Annotated in this window: 14 protein-coding genes; 7 read left to right on the top strand and 7 right to left on the bottom strand. The window is 54.3% G+C overall.

Annotation, left to right across the window (positions count from 1 at the left end; translation table 11 throughout):
- The first annotated feature begins 169 nt into the window (after window positions 1-169).
- On the top strand, window positions 170-454 hold the full coding sequence (locus GY169_RS19425) for a hypothetical protein (RefSeq protein ID WP_163448039.1): 285 nt from the start codon (window positions 170-172) through the stop codon (window positions 452-454).
- Between the two features lie 56 nt (window positions 455-510).
- On the opposite strand, the gene GY169_RS19420 is transcribed toward GY169_RS19425, so the two are convergent.
- Together GY169_RS19420 and GY169_RS19415 are read right to left on the bottom strand one after the other, a co-directional pair.
- On the bottom strand, window positions 511-1,317 hold the full coding sequence (locus tag GY169_RS19420) for a DUF2950 family protein (protein ID WP_167576766.1): 807 nt from the start codon (window positions 1,315-1,317) through the stop codon (window positions 511-513).
- Window positions 1,318-1,328: 11 nt separating this feature from the next.
- The gene (locus GY169_RS19415; RefSeq protein WP_167576764.1) at window positions 1,329-2,993 is read right to left on the bottom strand and encodes a DUF3300 domain-containing protein; all 1,665 of its coding nucleotides are present in this window, start codon (window positions 2,991-2,993) and stop codon (window positions 1,329-1,331) included.
- 461 nt (window positions 2,994-3,454) lie between these two features.
- On the opposite strand from GY169_RS19415, the gene acnB reads away from it, so the two are divergent.
- Window positions 3,455-6,052, top strand: a complete 2,598-nt coding sequence (acnB, locus tag GY169_RS19410; RefSeq protein WP_163448036.1) for a bifunctional aconitate hydratase 2/2-methylisocitrate dehydratase — start codon at window positions 3,455-3,457, stop codon at window positions 6,050-6,052.
- A gap of 50 nt (window positions 6,053-6,102) precedes the next feature.
- On the opposite strand, the gene GY169_RS19405 is transcribed toward acnB, so the two are convergent.
- Window positions 6,103-6,945: an HNH endonuclease gene (locus tag GY169_RS19405; protein WP_167576762.1), complete on the bottom strand. Its 843-nt coding sequence runs from the start codon at window positions 6,943-6,945 to the stop codon at window positions 6,103-6,105.
- 245 nt (window positions 6,946-7,190) lie between these two features.
- Here GY169_RS19405 and yacL point away from each other — a divergent pair, with 245 nt between their 5' ends.
- Entirely contained in the window at window positions 7,191-7,553 is a 363-nt protein-coding gene (gene yacL, locus GY169_RS19400) for a protein YacL (protein WP_163448035.1), read from the top strand.
- Window positions 7,554-7,600: 47 nt separating this feature from the next.
- Here yacL and GY169_RS19395 read toward each other — a convergent pair whose 3' ends face one another.
- Window positions 7,601-9,652 (bottom strand): glycoside hydrolase family 36 protein, encoded by a 2,052-nt coding sequence (locus GY169_RS19395; protein ID WP_223882116.1) that lies wholly within the window; start codon window positions 9,650-9,652, stop codon window positions 7,601-7,603.
- An 18-nt stretch (window positions 9,653-9,670) separates the two neighbouring features.
- Complete coding sequence (locus GY169_RS19390) at window positions 9,671-11,074, bottom strand: sugar porter family MFS transporter (RefSeq protein ID WP_167576760.1); 1,404 nt, start codon at window positions 11,072-11,074, stop codon at window positions 9,671-9,673.
- Between the two features lie 240 nt (window positions 11,075-11,314).
- Here GY169_RS19390 and GY169_RS19385 point away from each other — a divergent pair, with 240 nt between their 5' ends.
- Window positions 11,315-12,310: a LacI family DNA-binding transcriptional regulator gene (locus tag GY169_RS19385; RefSeq protein ID WP_167576758.1), complete on the top strand. Its 996-nt coding sequence runs from the start codon at window positions 11,315-11,317 to the stop codon at window positions 12,308-12,310.
- Between the two features lie 27 nt (window positions 12,311-12,337).
- On the opposite strand, the gene GY169_RS19380 is transcribed toward GY169_RS19385, so the two are convergent.
- Window positions 12,338-12,685 (bottom strand): YacC family pilotin-like protein, encoded by a 348-nt coding sequence (locus tag GY169_RS19380; protein WP_062772020.1) that lies wholly within the window; start codon window positions 12,683-12,685, stop codon window positions 12,338-12,340.
- Between the two features lie 144 nt (window positions 12,686-12,829).
- On the opposite strand from GY169_RS19380, the gene cueO reads away from it, so the two are divergent.
- Both cueO and GY169_RS19370 read left to right on the top strand, forming a co-directional pair.
- Window positions 12,830-14,395, top strand: coding sequence for a multicopper oxidase CueO (cueO, locus tag GY169_RS19375; RefSeq protein ID WP_167576756.1), 1,566 nt, complete (start codon window positions 12,830-12,832; stop codon window positions 14,393-14,395).
- A gap of 122 nt (window positions 14,396-14,517) precedes the next feature.
- On the top strand, window positions 14,518-15,042 hold the full coding sequence (locus tag GY169_RS19370) for a hypothetical protein (protein ID WP_163448033.1): 525 nt from the start codon (window positions 14,518-14,520) through the stop codon (window positions 15,040-15,042).
- Between the two features lie 76 nt (window positions 15,043-15,118).
- Here GY169_RS19370 and GY169_RS19365 read toward each other — a convergent pair whose 3' ends face one another.
- Window positions 15,119-17,509 carry a glucose/quinate/shikimate family membrane-bound PQQ-dependent dehydrogenase gene (locus GY169_RS19365; protein ID WP_167576754.1) on the bottom strand — a complete coding sequence of 797 codons (2,391 nt, stop codon included), beginning with the start codon at window positions 17,507-17,509 and terminating at the stop codon, window positions 15,119-15,121.
- Between the two features lie 204 nt (window positions 17,510-17,713).
- On the opposite strand from GY169_RS19365, the gene hpt reads away from it, so the two are divergent.
- Entirely contained in the window at window positions 17,714-18,250 is a 537-nt protein-coding gene (hpt, locus tag GY169_RS19360) for a hypoxanthine phosphoribosyltransferase (protein ID WP_064547513.1), read from the top strand.
- Window positions 18,251-18,306 lie beyond the last annotated feature (56 nt).

The raw sequence follows: 18,306 nt of genomic DNA, 5'->3' as shown, positions 1-18,306 counted from the left end.
AACACATGCCGGCGGTGCTCAATCGACCAACGTCCGCTGTACGCGACGATCCCGTTATTTGCCCCCGGATTAGCCGTCCCCTCGGGAAACGTTCTGTTATATCTTGCCGTTATTTGAATAATAATAACGATATAAAATAGTAGCATGCTAATAAATTGAGGTGCTAGATATGAAAACGATTCTGACAACGGCAGCGCTGGCTGCGACCCTGATTTCCGGTATGGCTTTTGCGCAGGACGCCACCATCCCCTGGGCGGATAACAGCGGCGGTACCGAGAGCACGCATATTGCGGCGATGGGACAGGATCTGAATGCACAGCATCAGCAGGTGACAAAAACGCAGGAAGGCGTCTGGGCGGATAACTCCGGCAGCATCAGTGCGGATGAAGCCGCGTTGACCAGCAGCAAACCGCCGGTGAAAGGCCATCCAGAGCTCATGCCTCATCAGGGGTAAGAGCACATTGAGGTTTTAAAATACCCGGCAGCGTCTCCACGCTGCCGGGTATTTTTTTATTCGGCGACGGCCTTCCAGCCGACGCTGGAGTCCGGTGAGAACTGGGTAATCGCCTGCGCTTTTTGCGCCGTCTCTGCACCTAAGTTCGCTTCGTAAACGCGGTCGGTCTTATCGACCATAAAGCTCATGATGCCCGTTTGCCCCCACTCAACCGGCCAGGCCAGCAGAGCGACTTCGCCTTTATCGCCGTTGGCGATAATGCGGAAATGGTAGCCGTGATAGCCTTCACCTGGCACCGAAGGGCTGAAGTTTGGCCCCAGAGGGCTAGGATCTTCTCCTGGTTTGATGGGCCAGTAGAGGCCGTCCTTTTTCCCGTCGCTGCTGATAATTTTCTGCGCCCAGGCGTGGTTCAACTGATAGTAATCTTGCTGGGCATCCACGTAGGCGTGCATGGCTTCAATAGCCGAAAGCTCGTTGCGGCCTATTGCGCGGGTCAGGATCTCATCCTCGCCAGCGGCGATATTAAATTCCCAGCCTTTGTCGTTTTTCTCTATGGGGATGGGCAGCCGCCAGCCATCGTTGCCAACATCCAGCCAGGCGGTGTTGCTCTGTAGGACGATCCGATGTCCGAGCCGCCAGTCGCGAAGAAAACGAGCAACGGCCTCCTGGTCAACGCCGTCAGGGGGTAAAAACTGCTGCCAGTTTTCGCCGAAGAGTTTATCCAGCTTGCTGTTGTCTTCGTGGCTGACCGCATCAACCAGCGCGCTGGCTGCCTGGTCTGGCGTCGAAAACGTCTGCTGCGCCCACGCCATCAGCGGCGACATCGTCAGCGCCAGCAGCGCTATCTGTATCTGCTTTTTCATCTTGTTATCCTTTAGCGTCGACGGAACTCATGGTGCTCAGCAAGGCCACCGCTACGCTGCTCGCCGCCGAGGCCGGAAGCGCGACGGCTCTCCAGCCCGCGTGACTGCTGTGACTGCCAGGAGGGGGCGCGGCTTTCGTTGCCGCTGAAAACATTACTGCGTGCACCTTCACGCTGTGCCTGTAATGCGCTGCGCTGGCCCATCATGTCCTGATTAAGGTGCAGTTTCTCGCCGTTCTGACGCTCACGTTGCAGGCTCTGTCGCTGGCTGTCGTTTAACTGCGGATGCGACTGCTGGATGCGCTGCGCGGCCTCACGCGGCTGGGTATTCCGCGTGGCGATATGGCTCGTCGGGGCGTCGTAGCCGCGGAAGTTATTGCGCTGTGCGGTGTGGTTGAGCTGCTGCGATGCGGCGCGGCGCTGAGCGTCTCGCGAGTCAGCGGCCGCTGGCGTCGCGCCGTTGCTATGCGTGCGCTGGTTAAGCTGCTGCATTGCCGCTTGACGCTGTGTATCACGGTTCGGCGCAGTATGTTGGGTGGCGCTGAGGCCGCCCGCCACATCGGTCTGGTGCGGGGCAACTAACGCCGGAGTCTGGTGAGTGGCGCTCAGCCCGCCGGCGACGTTGGTCCGGTGGAACTGATTGGCCACCGTATTATTCGGATAAGGCGTATTACCGCGATAGGCCGGATTATGCTGCCAGTTGCGGGTTTCGCCGCTCAGGTTTGCTCCAGTTATCTTATTGAAATTATTTACATTAATATTGATGTTATCGCCATTATGCTGGTAGCCGCCATGATCATAATGATCGTCATCGTGATGGTGATCATCATCGTGGTGGTGATCGTCATCATCCCAGTCAATGTTGCTGAAAATCGCGTAGGTTGTCGCCACGCCCAGGCTATAGCCAAAGCCACGCACGAAGCTATCGGCAAATTGTTCCCCGGGGGGCGGCGGCAGATAAACCGGTGGCGCAGAGGTATAAGGCCAGCTGTTGCCATAAACAACCGTCGGGTTGTAGTTCGGAACGTACACCACTTGCGGATCGCTCGGTTCGATTTTGATCACCGTTGGCGAGCTGCTTGCGCTACTGGTGCTACTGGTAGCATGGCTGGTGCTGGTGGAGGAAACCGCGCGTTTCGTGGTGGTCACCGTTTGCTGAGGAGTCGATTTCAGCGAACCTGTCTGCTGCGCCAGCTGGCGCAGCTTTTGCACTGCATCCATCACATCCTGTGGCTGCGCCAGGAAGGCGTTGCCGAGGTTGGTAACCCATTGAGGATCTTCCCCCATCATGCCCGTCAGCTGTGGAAAGGCGACCAGCGATTTCACGCTGGCGTCCCACGGCTGCCCGGCGACGGCTTTTACCGCCGCATCGCCCTGCTGGCCGGGATGATCTTTCGACCATTGCACGGCCTGAGTGACGCTATCCGGGTAGGTGGAGGCCATCAACACCTGCGACAGCAGCGGGTCGGGGTAAAGGGCGATGGGCGCCACCCACTGGGTGATTTGCGCTGTGGAGTAGGTCGGCGTCGCTGCGGCTTCCGGCGCGGCGACGGCGGCAACCGGCGGCGCTTCCGGAGCGGCAGGTTCGCGGCTTTTCACATACAGCGTACCGGCCGCCGCAAGCAGCCCGGCGCTGCACACCAGTGCAATATAGTGGGGCTTAAAGGGCAAGTTCATGGTGGATCTCCAGAGAACTACACAGTCCGTATGAGGGATCGGATATGCCGCGAGTATAAAGAGACTGTTGTTTGTTTTTTGATTAAAGCAGGGATTTTGCGCGTTGTCGGAAAAATCTGACACGAGTTGCCCCTCTGGTGCGAAGTTCGCGTAAGGAGGTATCCGCCAGGCTCCACGGATGTTAATTACGTATATGCAATATTTTCATAACAAAACAAGGAACAATATGACTAACAGATGGTTGAATCCCGCCTTAAAGGGCGATTTTCTATTCTCTTATACCAACATTAACGATTCAGCAAATATTTAATGTTGCTTTTTTGTAAACGGATTAACAGTCCCCGGAAATCCTGCTATGCTGGCCCACGCGGTACCGGGCTTTTACCCTACAAACTGCTGTCTCACAGGAGCGTGAAGAGATCGCCGACCGCATATGACAATGAGAGCGAGGAGATACCGTCGTGCTAAAAGAATACCGTGAGCACGTAGCTGAGCGTGCAGCCGTTGGGATTGTTGCCAAACCCTTAGATGCAACCCAAATGGCCGCGCTGGTTGAGCTGCTGAAGAATCCGCCTGCTGGCGAAGAAGAATTCCTGTTAGATCTGTTAACCAACCGCGTACCGCCGGGCGTTGACGAAGCCGCCTATGTTAAAGCGGGTTTCCTCGCCGCCGTTGCGAAAGGCGAAGCCACTTCCCCGCTGGTCTCCCCAGAAAAAGCTATCGAACTGTTAGGCACCATGCAGGGTGGTTACAACATCCATCCGCTGATTGATGCGCTGGACGATGCGAAGCTGGCGCCGATTGCTGCCAAAGCGCTTTCCCACACCCTGCTGATGTTCGATAACTTCTACGACGTCGAAGAGAAAGCCAAAGCGGGCAACGCCTACGCGAAGCAGGTTGTTCAGTCCTGGGCTGATGCCGAATGGTTCCTGAGCCGCCCAGCGCTGGCGGACAAAATCACCGTTACCGTCTTTAAAGTGACCGGTGAAACCAACACCGATGACCTGTCTCCGGCGCCGGATGCCTGGTCTCGCCCGGATATTCCACTGCACGCGCTGGCGATGCTGAAAAACGCCCGCGAAGGCATCGACCCGGATCAGCCGGGCAGCGTTGGCCCGATCAAGCAGATCGAAGCCCTGCAGAAAAAAGGATTCCCGCTGGCCTACGTGGGCGACGTGGTGGGTACCGGTTCTTCCCGTAAATCAGCGACCAACTCCGTACTGTGGTTCATGGGTGACGATATCCCTCATGTACCGAACAAGCGCGGCGGCGGTCTGTGCCTTGGCGGCAAAATTGCACCAATCTTCTTCAACACTATGGAAGATGCGGGCGCGCTGCCAATCGAAGTGGACGTAGCCAACCTGAATATGGGCGACGTGATTGACGTCTATCCGTACAAAGGCGAAGTGCGCAATCATGAAACCGACGAACTGCTGGCAACCTTCGAACTGAAAACCGACGTGCTGATCGACGAAGTGCGCGCCGGTGGCCGTATTCCGCTGATTATCGGCCGTGGCCTGACCACCAAGGCGCGTGAAGCGCTGGGCCTGCCGCACAGCGATGTATTCCGTCAGGCGAAAGACGTGGCAGAAAGCAGCCGTGGCTTCTCTCTGGCGCAAAAAATGGTGGGCCGCGCCTGTGGCGTGAAAGGTATCCGTCCGGGCGCGTACTGCGAACCGAAGATGACCTCCGTAGGTTCTCAGGATACTACCGGCCCGATGACCCGTGACGAACTGAAAGACCTGGCGTGCCTGGGCTTCTCTTCTGACCTGGTAATGCAGTCCTTCTGCCACACTGCCGCGTATCCGAAGCCGGTTGACGTGACCACGCACCACACGCTGCCTGACTTCATTATGAACCGTGGCGGTGTCTCTCTGCGTCCGGGCGACGGCGTTATCCACTCCTGGCTGAACCGTATGCTACTGCCAGATACTGTAGGTACCGGCGGTGACTCCCATACCCGTTTCCCGATTGGTATCTCTTTCCCGGCGGGCTCTGGTCTGGTGGCGTTTGCCGCCGCGACCGGCGTGATGCCGCTGGATATGCCGGAATCCGTGCTGGTGCGCTTCAAAGGCAAAATGCAGCCGGGCATCACCCTGCGCGATTTGGTACACGCTATCCCGCTGTACGCCATCAAACAGGGCCTGCTGACCGTTGAGAAGAAAGGGAAGAAAAACATCTTCTCTGGCCGCATCCTGGAAATCGAAGGTCTGCCGGATCTGAAAGTGGAGCAGGCGTTTGAGCTGACCGATGCTTCTGCCGAGCGTTCTGCTGCCGGCTGTACCATCAAGCTGAACAAAGAGCCGATCGTTGAATACCTGACCTCCAACATCGTCCTGCTGAAGTGGATGATCGCCGAAGGCTACGGCGACCGTCGTACGCTGGAACGTCGTATCCAGGGCATGGAAAAATGGCTGGCGGACCCGCAACTGCTGGAAGCCGATGCTGACGCAGAGTACGCGGCGGTGATCGACATCGATCTGGCGGATATCAAAGAGCCAATTCTGTGTGCGCCGAACGATCCGGACGACGCGCGTCTGCTGTCTGACGTGCAGGGCGAGAAGATCGACGAAGTGTTCATCGGCTCCTGCATGACCAACATCGGCCACTTCCGTGCTGCCGGCAAGCTGCTGGACAACCATAAAGGCCAACTGCCGACTCGCCTGTGGGTGGCGCCGCCAACCCGTATGGACGCCGCGCAGCTGACCGAAGAAGGTTACTACAGCGTGTTCGGTAAGAGCGGTGCGCGTATTGAGATCCCTGGCTGTTCCCTGTGTATGGGTAACCAGGCGCGCGTGGCTGACGGTGCGACGGTGGTTTCCACTTCTACCCGTAACTTCCCGAACCGTTTAGGTACCGGTGCGAACGTCTTCCTGGCTTCTGCGGAGCTGGCGGCGGTTGCGGCGCTGATCGGCAAACTGCCGACGCCGGAAGAGTACCAGACCTACGTGGCACAGGTGGATAAGACGGCGGTGGATACCTACCGTTACCTGAACTTCGACCAGCTCTCTCAGTACACTGAGAAAGCGGACGGCGTGATTTTCCAGACGGCGGTCTAATTTACATTTTAGGGGGCTAATTGCCCCCTTTTTATTCATATTATATGTTTCTATCTTTTTAAGATGTTGCGTATTTTTATTTTAGCTTCTTCATATTGTAGGTTTTCCTCTCTTAAGTATATATGAACAGCTTTGTGACAATTTGGGCAAAGTAATGCAAAGTCAGTTTTTAATATTCTATGCTCACCGTTAAAAGTATGTATTGGTATTTTGTGGTGGGCCTCAATATAGTTTTTACCATATTTATCTAAGAATTTAATCTCACAAATGTCACAAACCCATTGCGAGTTATCTTTTATTTCATCTATTATTTTTCTATTCCGCTCAGATAACATATGAGTTATGTATTTAATTTTCCCTTCAGTGTGCTCGTTTTTATACAAAATGATGTCATCATTGTCACTACTCTTATCATTTAGACTTGGGAAACTTACCATTTTTTCTAAGATGACTGCTTTTTCTAGTATGTCTATGATTCTAAAGCGCCCCTGAAATTCCCATTTATTAGATGAATCAGTAAATAACAGAATAGGATAGTTGCTTATCGGTTGGTTAATTAGAACCCTGTTCGCAGAATCATTAAAATTAATGATTCCTTTTGCTGCTTTAAATGAGTAAGAATATATGGTTTTTTCATTATTTTTCCAGCCATCATCAGCGTAAGAACCATCCTTTGTTTTTATTATCACTGCTTTTATATTAGGATGTTCTCCTATCCAATTTATTCCTTGTTGAGGTGTGTTCTTAATTATCCAATCCTTGCCTTCCCAATTTTCACTGTCATCTTTTTTAGATTTTTGGATGAGCTGAGATAAATTTTGTTTGTTAATTACATCTGATATGGTTAATGAAAGAAGTTGAGATGGATATTGAATAAGTTTTAAGGTTCCCATTATATTTCTATACTATAAAGTGAATGATAATTATCATTATACATGCTAGCAGTGTAAATTTACTACATTCATAGTGATAGCATGGGACGATACTACTTGTGGAACCAGAATGCAGATAACCCGATCTTCTTATAGATAAATTTACGACAATTAGACGTATCCACTTTTTTTCCTCTACATAGCTGCGATAATTACCCATAGGTACAATGCAGCGGTGACGCATTGCCTTTGTAGAGGAACAGATCATGGATTATGAATTTCTGCGCGACGTTACCGGAGGGGTAAAAGTACGAATGTCGATGGGCCACGAGGTGGTCGGTCACTGGTTTAATGAAGAGGTTAAAGACAACCTCTCGCTACTGGATGAAGTGGAAGAGGCTGCACGTACCGTTAAAGGCAGCGAGCGTTCATGGCAGCGCGCCGGGCATGAATACACTTTGTGGATGGACGGCGAAGAAGTGATGGTTCGCGCTAATCAGCTGGAATTTTCCGGCGACGAAATGGAAGAGGGGATGAGCTACTACGACGAGGAGAGCCTGTCGCTCTGCGGCGTGGAAGATTTCCTGCAGGTAGTCGCTGCGTACCGCGAGTTTGTGCAACAGCGTTAGTTCAGTGCAGTCCGCCCGGCACGGTGTCCGGGCGGCATAATGCTGCGCTAACTAGCATAGGTGAGGTGGAAGAGCCTTGCCGTCATTTTTTTCTGTAGAGTGACACAGACGTTTTGCGACAGAAGCGTCGGCTGGCAGCACTGTTGCTCGGCCTGTGGGTAAACGCAGGTCATGGTTTCAACCGATGCCATTGGCAGCGTCATGGTTGCCTGCTCGCTGTCCATACGCCAGATCGCGACCCACGCCTGCTGCTCATCTCGTAGGCCAAATGCCAGCCACGGCGAGGCGAACGAGGGCATCCCCAATGGCCAAAACGGCTGTAAATGTGGAATTTTCGCGCGAAACGTTTTGTACAGTGCAATCCCTTCCTTGACCAACGCCAGACGTTCTCCGCTCAACTCGGCCAGATGGCCGCTCTGATGTACGCGAAGCAGCAGGCTGTTGACCATGTTCATCACCACCTCATCCCGGTCGCCCTCGCGCAGTGGATAGGACCAGATTGCAGCCTGCTCCGGCGTGACGGCAGACGCGGCGGCCGCGGCAATGGAGGCCATCAAACGATAGTCGGTCTGATCGGTCACCGATTGGATGCTGTGTAGCTGCATCATGGCATAATCCATGCGCAGGCCGCCGCTACCGCAGTTCTCAATAACCAGCTGCGGGTAGCGGTCCATTGTTTTAGCCAGCCAGCCAAGATAAGCCCGGTTATGTTGTAAAAGACCGTCACCGCTGCTATCGGCCTGGTGATCCGTGCCGCTTCCGGCGTTGATGTTGTAATCCATTTTGATGTAGCTGATACCGTACTCTTCGACCAGGCGCGTGATGACCCGATCGGCATGGGCCTGCACCAAAGGATGACGAAAATCGAGCTGGTAGCGCTGGTGGTCGATAACCCGTTTACCATGACGCTGGAAAAAACAGGCGTCGGGCAACGTTTGCGCCAGCGGACAGGCGATGCCCATGACTTCCAGTTCCAGCCACAGGCCTGACTTCATCCCTTTAGCCGTTATATAATCGAGAGGTTCGCGGATCCCGCCCGGAAAACGCCGCGGCGAAGGTTGCCATTCACCCACTCCGTCCCACCACTCGCCGTCCGAATACCAGCCGCAGTCGATGCAAAAATATTCGCAGCCCGCCTCGGCTGCCGCATCAATCAGAGGCAGCAGTTTCTCGGTTGTAGGATCGCCGGACAGGCAGTTCATGTAATCATTGAAAATGACCGGCAGTTGTTTGTTATCGAGTGCAGGGCGCATGATTCGCCGACGGTAGCGGGTTATCTCCTGTAATCCTTCCTGTAGGCCTCCTTGAACTTTGCTGACGGCAACCGGCACAGAGGTAAAGATTTCACCGGGTGCCAGTGATTTCCACCAGTGACTTTCATTTTCAGTAGGGCCGCTGACGAGCAGATAGAGGCGGTCGCGGAAATCGCCGATTTCCCACTGCCAGGAGCCGTTATGCTCAATTTGCCAGAGGAGCGTTGTGCCTGCCGCCTTATCTTCAAAAGCAGCAACGGGCAGATAACCGATACTGGACCACGTACCGGTGCTTTCGATAGCGATGCGATCCAGGGAAAAACGGTTAACTTTATCCAGCCCGAGCTGCGACGGCGTGGCGCTTTTCCACTGCGCTTCGCCGTACCAGTTATTGTGCGGCAGGTGTAAGACGCTGTTGTTTTCCCACGGTAGGCTATCAATGGCGAACAGCGCCAGCGAGCTGACATATTCCAGACCAATGACTTCAGTGCTGACATTTTCGATCTCGCACCATACCCGGGCTGAGCGTAGCCCGCGAAAATGTTGCAGATGCCAGCGAGCATGAATGGCCGGGCCGTGAAGATCGATCTCCAGTTTTTTCCCCTGCGCGTTTTCGCTCTCGTGATGGGCATGGTAGCGCAGGGACGATCCCGGCTCGCTGCCGGTATGCTTGCGAGCATGATGATCATTCTGGTTGTAGCCGCTGGCGTGGACTTGAATAAGAGGAAATGCGCCGTGCGCTTCACGCTGCTCGTTAACTAAAAACTGGCTGATATAAATCCGCTGCTCGTCATCAATCTCAAAGATAATATGAAAATTATCTTCATTAAATTCCAGAAAGCTCATTCTTCACTTGTCCTTTTATTATCGGCCAATGCTTCTTAATCTTTTCCCTGCCATCAGATTTTGCTCAATTTGTTCCAGGGAAATATTTTTTGTTTCCGGAACAAATAGGTAGATAATCACGAGGGCCACGATATTTAATAGCGCATAGAGATAGAAGGTATGCGCGCTGCCTAAGGTATTCAGCAATGACAAGAAGGTGGCACTGACAATCATCCCGGCAATGTGGCAGGTAAAGGTGGAGCACGTAATGCCGAATTCACGCCCTTTCAGCGGCTGAATTTCAGAACAAAGCAGCCAGATAAGCGGGCCTGCCGACATAGAAAACCCGACGATAAACAGCAGTAGCATCGCGACGGTGATTCCCTTCTCCACGGCCGACAGCGCATCGCCGCCGAGCAGCGTCCCCACCACGCTCATGGCGATGCCCATTGTTATAAAGCCGATGTACAGCATCGGTTTTCGACCCCAACGATCGACGAAACCGACGGCGATAAACGTGGCGATGGTCATCACTAAGCCCACGATAACGGTTCCCCACATCTGCTCGGCGGTGGTGGTAAAGCCGATTTCATGAAAAATACGCGGCGCGTAATACATCATCACGTTAACCCCGGAGAACTGCTGCATGATTTGCAGCACGATACCCAGGCCAACGCTGCGGCGAAAGTTTTTGTTTTCCTTGAATAAATGCCATCCCTGCTGCTTAACGTTGAGCTGCTCTTTAATCTCCCGCAGCTCGTTTTCAACCTCCTCGCTGCTATTGCGAAGACGTAGCAGGACGGCGCGGGCAGCTTCTTCGCGGCCATGCATCATTAGCCAGCGCGGACTGCGCGGCAGAAACAGAGCGCCGAACAAAAAGACCAGCGAAGGGATCGCCACAACCAGCAACATACCGCGCCAGTTGCCGCTATAGCTAAAGGCGGTATTGGTGAGAAAGACCAGTAAAATACCCAGCGCAATCATCAACTGATAGGCGGAAATCATCGCACCGCGAATATTTTTGGGCGTAATCTCAGAAAGGTAGAGCGGTGTCGCGTAGGAGGCGACGCCCAATCCCACGCCGAGAATCAATCGCCCTACGATCAGCATCTCAGGGCTGACGGCACAGGTGCAAATGATGGCACCCAGGCAAAACGAGGCGGCGGCGATGAGCAGTGAGTATTTCCGCCCAAGCCGATAGGCCAGAACGCCGCTACATAGCGTCGCGACGGCTGCGCCGACCATCATTGAGCTGACGATCCACTCCTGCTGGCTATCCAGCAGATGATACTCTTTAGCAATCAGTGGGAGGGCGCCGGAAATGACACCGATATCCAGACCAAATAGCAGGCCGGCCAGCGCTGCAAGCAGACAAATCCATATAACCTGTGGCCGTGTTTTATTTTTTACAGCTGAAGCAGGAAGTGCACTATCTAATTGCATGGTGTAAGTACCTTTATCATGGTAATTATAATTAAGGGTTCCATTCAAAATACTTAATCGATTTCGTATTATTTTATGCTAGATCTGAAAAATAAGGTTGGCAATGGCTTTAACTACGTAAATGTGATCGTGACTGCACATTGCGAAGGTGTTAAGACGGTTTTTTATTGTCACATGAAAACGATTGGTTTAGATTGGCAGGAATATCCTTGTTCGAAGCCATTTAATCCATAAAGAAATATGAATATAAAAGAATTGGCGGCGTGTCTGAATCTATCGACGGCGACGGTATCAAAGGCGCTGAATAACAAAAGCGATATCAGCAGTCATACGCGGAAAAAAGTACGCGAAGCGGCGGAAAAACTGGGCTACAGACCAAATGCCTCGGCGAAACATTTGCGCAGCGGTAAAGTGGGCGTGGTTGCGCTGCTCCTGCCGGTTGCCGATGACGGCAATATCCATACCGCTTCGTTTTTTATGGCGATCGCCAGAGGGTTACAGGCCAGCTTAAAAGAAAGCGCCATCGATCCGGTTATCCACATTTCGACCGATCGTGAGAGTGAGCGGCTACTGTTGCGAAAGATCGTAGAACAAAACCGTGCAGACGCCATTATTCTCACCGATACCCGCATTGAAGATGAGCGCATTCTGCTGCTGGATGAACTGCAGTTTCCGTTTGTGACGATGGGACAAAGCCGCACGCTAGGGGGCAGCTTTAACTGGGTGGATTTTCATCATGAAGAGATGGGGCGTCAATGTGTGCGCGCGGCGCTGGATAGCGGTGCCCGGCGTATTGCCATTGCTACACTTGGACCGGAGAGCATGCATGGCCACCAGTTTTTGGCAGGATGTTTAGAAGCGCTGGCGGAGCAGGGAATTCATCAGCCGGATGGGTTGATCTTCTATGGCACCGTTGCGGAGTCTTCTGGTGAAGAGGCGGCGCGCCAGTTTATGCGGCAGCCAGAACAACCTGATTTCGTAATCTTTATCAATGACTTCTTGCAGATGGGGGCGAGTCACTACCTGGCTTCGTTGCCGGCGTGTCCGCTAAATGAAAAAAATATGCTGTGCGCTACGGCAAGCAGTGATTTCTCGGCGCGGGTGATGTCGTCATCCTGCTTGTTTACTGTCAATCATGAAGAGGTTGGCCGCCAGTTAGGGCGGGCGGTATTGCGGGTAACCCAGCAAGAAAGTGCGGTGGAGTCGGTGTTGCTGACGCTGCCGGTTAAACGATAAGCGGAGCGTCAGGGCTCCGCCACGCCATTATTTCACGTACGCCAGCAGGCTTAACGAATCACGCGCCAGCGCTTTACATTTCTTCGCCGTTGGGATGCCGATGCCGCTGAGGTCGCGATAGCTGTCTTCACCCAGCGCCTTCATGTTGAAGGTGTCGTAATTGCTGAGGTCCCACTGGTTCTGCTGGGCAAAAAAGACCAGCGCGCGACGAATTTGCGTGTTGGGCAGGTTCTGGTAGCCACAGTCGTTTTTCAGAAACACAAATACCGCCGTCAGATCGGCCATATCTTCCGCTTCAGACTCGCTTAAAGCATAACTCGAGCTGGACATCGCCAGCAGCGATCCAAGCAGCACCGTCCGGAAAAACGTCTTCATTTCTTCTACCTTACATCGTCGATATTCCACGTTAACATATTTACCCACAACACGGGGAGCATTATTCATGGCTTTCCGCTTGACCTTCCTGCAGGGGGAGGGTTTAAGCTCAAATAATCACCACAAGCCGAAAAGGAAGTACCGATGCATCGTCGTGATTTTCTCAAATTAAGCGCCGCCGTCGGCGTTGCCAGCGCCTTGCCGCTATGGAGTCGTGCGGTATTTGCCGCTGAACGTCCTACGCTCGCCATTCCGCCGATCCTTACCGCAGACGCGAATAACCAGATCCTGCTGACCGTGCAGGCCGGGAAAACGCAGTTTGCGGGGAAAGCGGCGACCACCTGGGGCTATAACGGCAACCTGTTGGGCCCGGCTATTCGTCTGCAGCAGTGGACTCCTGCCACGGTCAAAATTCAGAATATGCTCCCGGAAGAGACCACCGTGCACTGGCACGGTCTGGAAGTGCCAGGTGAAGTCGATGGTGGCCCACAGGGGATCATTCAGCCCGGTGCCAGCCGCACGGTGAGCTTTACGCCGATGCAGCGAGCGGCGACCTGCTGGTTCCATCCGCATCAGCACGGTAAAACCGGGCATCAGGTCGCGATGGGGCTGGCTGGACTGGTGCTGATTGAGGATGAAGACAGCCAGAAGCTGATGCTGCCTAAGCAGTGGGGTATCGACGATATTCCGGTGATTATGCAGGACAAAAAATTCACCGCCGCTGGCGAGATTGATTATCAGCTGGATGTGATGAGTGCTGCCGTTGGCTGGTTTGGCGATACGCTGCTGACTAACGGCGCCCCGTTCCCGCAGCATGCGCCGCCGCGGGGCTGGCTGCGCCTGCGCCTGCTCAACGGCTGTAACGCGCGCTCGCTGACGCTGGCTATCAGCGACAAACGCCCGATGTACGTGGTGGCGAGCGACGGCGGCCTGCTGGCCGAGCCGGTAAAAGTGAACGAGCTACCCATGCTGATGGGCGAGCGTTTTGAAGTGCTGGTGGATGCGCGCGATGGCAAAGCATTCGACCTGGTAACGCTGCCGGTCACCCAGATGGGGATGGCGGTTGCGCCGTTTGATAAGGCCGTACCGGTGCTGCACATCCAGCCGATCGGTATTCCCGGCTCTGGTACGCTGCCGGATACGCTGGCGAAAATGCCCGCGCTGCCGTCACTTGACGGCCTGACCGAGCGTAAGCTCCAGCTATCGATGGACCCGATGCTCGATATGATGGGCATGCAGGCATTGATGAAGAAATACGGCAATCAGGCGATGGGCGGAATGGATCATGGCGACATGATGGGCCACGGCGGTATGAAAATGGACCACGGCAACATGGGCCACATGCAGCACGGCGAAGGCGGGTTCGATTTCCATAATGCCAATAAGATCAACGGTAAAGCCTTTGATATGAATCAGCCGATGTTCGCGGCGGAAAAGGGCAAGTTTGAGCGCTGGGTGATTTCCGGCGAGGGCGACATGATGCTGCATCCGTTCCATATTCACGGTACCCAGTTCCGCATTTTGCGGGAAAACGGTCAACCACCGGCGACGCATCGCACGGGCTGGAAAGATACGGTGCGCGTGGAAGGTGGCGTGAGCGAAGTGCTGGTGAAGTTCGATCATGAGGCCCCGAAAGATCAAGCCTATATGGCGCACTGTCACCTGCTGGAGCATGAAGATACCGGCATGATGCTGGGCTTTACCGTCTAGCGAGAAACCGGGTAGTGGCGACGCTACCCGGTAACGGCTGAAGGGCGATACAAATTTGCGTCGTATCAAACGGATAAATTAAATATATACTCGTGTGGCTAACAATTAATCACGAGGTGAACATGTCTCTCTTTGGTAAGGTTCTGGCAGCGTCTTTGGTCATGATGGTGGCGGTGTCAGCACAGGCTGACATGAAGATGGAACGTAAAAACATTCCCGAGCTGAAGTTGAGCATCGAGATCCCGCAGGCGTTCACGCCGATGCCTGACGATATGGCAAAAATCAAATACCCGTCAGAAAACCGGCCGCAGGTTATTTATAGTGATGAACGTGGAAAAGCATCCTTGGGGGTGAGTAACGGACGTCACGCGCTGCCCGCAGATAAGCTCGATGTGGCAAAGGACGCGACGCTGAAAATGCTGAGTAACTATAAGCCGCAGGCGGAATCCGTGACGGTTGATGGGCATAAAGCGTGGTTGATTACCTTCCGCTCTCAGGCGGCGGATACGGACATTCTGAATATGCTGCTGGTGACGTCTGAAAACGATAAAGCGGTTCAGGCGGCGTTTAATATGACGAAAGATCTGGTGGGGCAGTATCAGGAGGCGGCCAGGGCGTCGCTGCTGTCGATTAAGTTTGATAAATAATTGCGTATTTCCCCGGGCCACAAAAAGCGCGTGACCCGGGGGAGTGAGGATGCCGACCCAAGGGTCGGCATTTTATTCACTTCGCGTCGTCAGGTAACGCGTAGGCCACGATGTAGTCGCCCATTTTTGTGCCAAACGAACCGTGACCACCTGCTGAAATGACCACGAACTGCTTGCCATTGACCTCATAGGTCATCGGCGTCGCCTGGCCGCCTGCTGGCAGACGTCCTTGCCAGAGTTTCTCACCGTTGCTCATATTGTAAGCGCGCAGGTAGTTATCGGCGGTTGCAGCGATAAACAGCACGTTACCGGCGGTGGAAATCGGGCCGCCCAGCATTGGCATCCCCATATTGAACGGCAATGGAATCGGCAGCGGGAACGGCAGGCTATCCTGCGGTGTACCCAGACGTTTTTTCCACACCACTTCATTGGTTTTCAGATCCAGCGCGGAGATATAACCCCAGGCTGGCTGTTTGCACGGCAGTCCGAACGGAGAGAGGAACGGGTTCAGCGTCACGCCGTACGGCACGCCATACTGGGGCTGGATACCGGCTTCGGTACCGCTACCTTTCGCGTCCTTCGGCTGCTCCATCGGGTTGCCTGGGCCGCGTGGAATCAGTTTAGAGACGAACGGCAGCGCCATCGGGTTGGCAATCGCCACCTGTCGGTTCGGATCGACGGAGATACCGCCCCACTCAAACATCCCCAGGTTACCCGGGAACACCAGCGTGCCTTGCTCTGACGGTGGGGTGAAGATGCCTTCATAGCGCAGCTGATGGAACATCACGCGGCACACCAGCTGGTCAAACATGGTGGCGCCCCACATGTCTGCACCGCTCAGGTCTTTCTTCGGACGGAAGCTCAGGTCAGAGAATGGTTGGGTTTTGGTGACGTAGTCGCCTTTCGCCGCGCCCTGCGGGACCGGTTTTTCCGGTGCCGGGACAACCAGCTCGCCGTTACGGCGATCCAGCACGAAGATGTTGCCGGTTTTGGCCGGTGCGTAGATAACCGGTACGTTTTTGCCATCGACGGTGATGTCTGCCAGCGTCGGCTGGGACGGCATATCCATGTCCCACAGATCGTGGTGAACGGTCTGGTAGCTCCAGGCAAGTTTACCGGTGGTGGCGTTCAGCGCCACAATGGAGCTGGCAAAGCGTTCCTGTTCCGGTGTACGGTTGCCGCCCCAGATATCCGGAGTAGTAACGCCCATCGGCAGGTAGACCAGGTCCAGCTTCGCATCGTAGGCCGCGGGTGCCCAGGAGTTCGGCGAGTTGAAGGTATAATGCTGGCCGGGTTGCGGAAGGGCGTTAGGATCTTTCGCGCCCGGGTCAAAGGCCCACAGCAGTTTGCCGCTGTTGACGTCGAAACCGCGAATCACGCCAGACGGCTCACGGGTTGAGAAGTTGTCGGTAACCGCGCCGGCAATCACAATCACTTTATCGGTGATGATCGGCGGTGAAGTCGGTTCATACATCCCTGGCGTGGTAACCGGCATATCGGTTTGCAGGTTCAGAATGCCTTTGTTTGCAAAGGATTCGCACAGCTTACCGGTCTCGGCGTTGAGGGCAAAAATTCGGCCATCGTTCACCGGCAGAATAATACGGCGCGGGCAATCGGACACCACGTCAGGCGAGGCGTTTGCCGCCGTCGCTTCGTGATAAGACACGCCGCGGCAGGTCACGTGCTGGAAGCTCGGGTCGGTGCCTAACTGCGGGTCGAAGTGCCATTTCTCTTTCCCGGTGGCCGCATCCAGCGCGAACAGACGCTGGTGGGCGGTACACAGATAGAGCATGTCGCCAATCTTAATCGGCGTCACTTCATTGGTGATTTCACCCGGATCGTTTGGCTGCTTCAGGTCGCCGGTGCGGAACACCCAGGCTTCCTTCAGGTTATGCACGTTCTCCGCGTTAATTTGTTTAAGCGGCGAGAAGCGCTGGCCTTCCTGGTTACGGCCATAGGCGGGCCAGTCCTGGTCTGCAATCTTTGAGATAGGCTCTGCTGGCGTGGCGTCGGCGCTCAACGTGCCGTTCACTTCTTGCGGGTCATGGAATCCTGCCCACGTGAGAATAGCGGCGCTGATCAACAGTGCCACCACCAGTGCGCCAACGGCACCGCTGGATGGCACGATCAGGCGACGCCAGACGAACGGCAGAATCAGCCACACGCCGAAGATGACCAGCACGTCGCTACGCGGGGTGAGCGCCCAGAAGTCGAAGCCGACTTCCCACACGCCCCAGATCATGGTGGCGACCAGCAGTACCGCATACAGCCACAGCGCCGAACGTTTACCGCGCCACAGCAGCGCGGTAACGCCTAGCATCACCAGACCGGCGACCGGGTAATACCAGGAGCCGCCAACGGCGACCAGCCATGCTCCGCCAATCAGAAGATACAAACCACAAAAAGCCGCAAAGAGGGTGGTTAACCTCGCGAGCAGTCGTGGTTGTTGGTTTTTTGTTTCAGCCATAGAAAGGTGTCCGTTTGTTTGTTAATTATTGCTTTCATTTGATTATAGGATTTAACAAGTGTGATCGAAATCACAAAATGAGCTTTATTATCGAATTAGCCGCATTAATCGTTTTGCTGGTATACTTTCTCGCTTGCTGATCAACCTCGCGGCTCTGGGTTAACAGGTTGAGTGATTTACATTTAAAATCATGTGGTTAGTTAAATGAAACATACTGTTGAAGTGATGATCCCGGAAGCGGAGATCAAAGCGCGTATCGCCGAACTGGGTCGTCAGATTAACGAGCGCTATAAAGATAGCGGCAGCGAAATGGTGTTGGTGGGGTTGCTGCGCGGTTCATTCATGTTCATGGCCGATCTGTGCCGTGAAGTGCAGGTACCGCACGAAGTCGATTTTATGACGGCATCCAGCTATGGCAGCGGTATGTCGACCACCCGCGACGTGAAAATCCTTAAAGACCTGGATGAAGACATTCGCGGTAAAGACGTGCTCATCGTTGAAGACATTATCGACTCGGGCAATACCCTGTCGAAAGTGCGCGAGATTCTCGGCCTGCGTGAGCCGAAGTCGCTGGCGATCTGTACGCTGCTGGATAAACCGTCTCGCCGCGAAGTGGACGTGCCGGTTGAGTTTGTCGGCTTCTCCATCCCGGACGAATTCGTGGTCGGTTACGGTATCGACTACGCGCAGCGTTACCGCCATCTGCCGTACGTCGGCAAAGTGGTGCTGTTAGACGAGTAATGTGCGGGTGCCTGATGGCGCTTCGCTTATCAGGCCTACGGCGCAGGCTTGTAGGC

The sequence above is a fragment of the Kluyvera genomosp. 3 genome (genome assembly GCF_011765685.1).
GTDB classification, from domain to species: Bacteria; Pseudomonadota; Gammaproteobacteria; order Enterobacterales; family Enterobacteriaceae; genus Kluyvera; species Kluyvera georgiana_A.
This window is presented reverse-complemented; position numbering and strand designations above follow the sequence as displayed.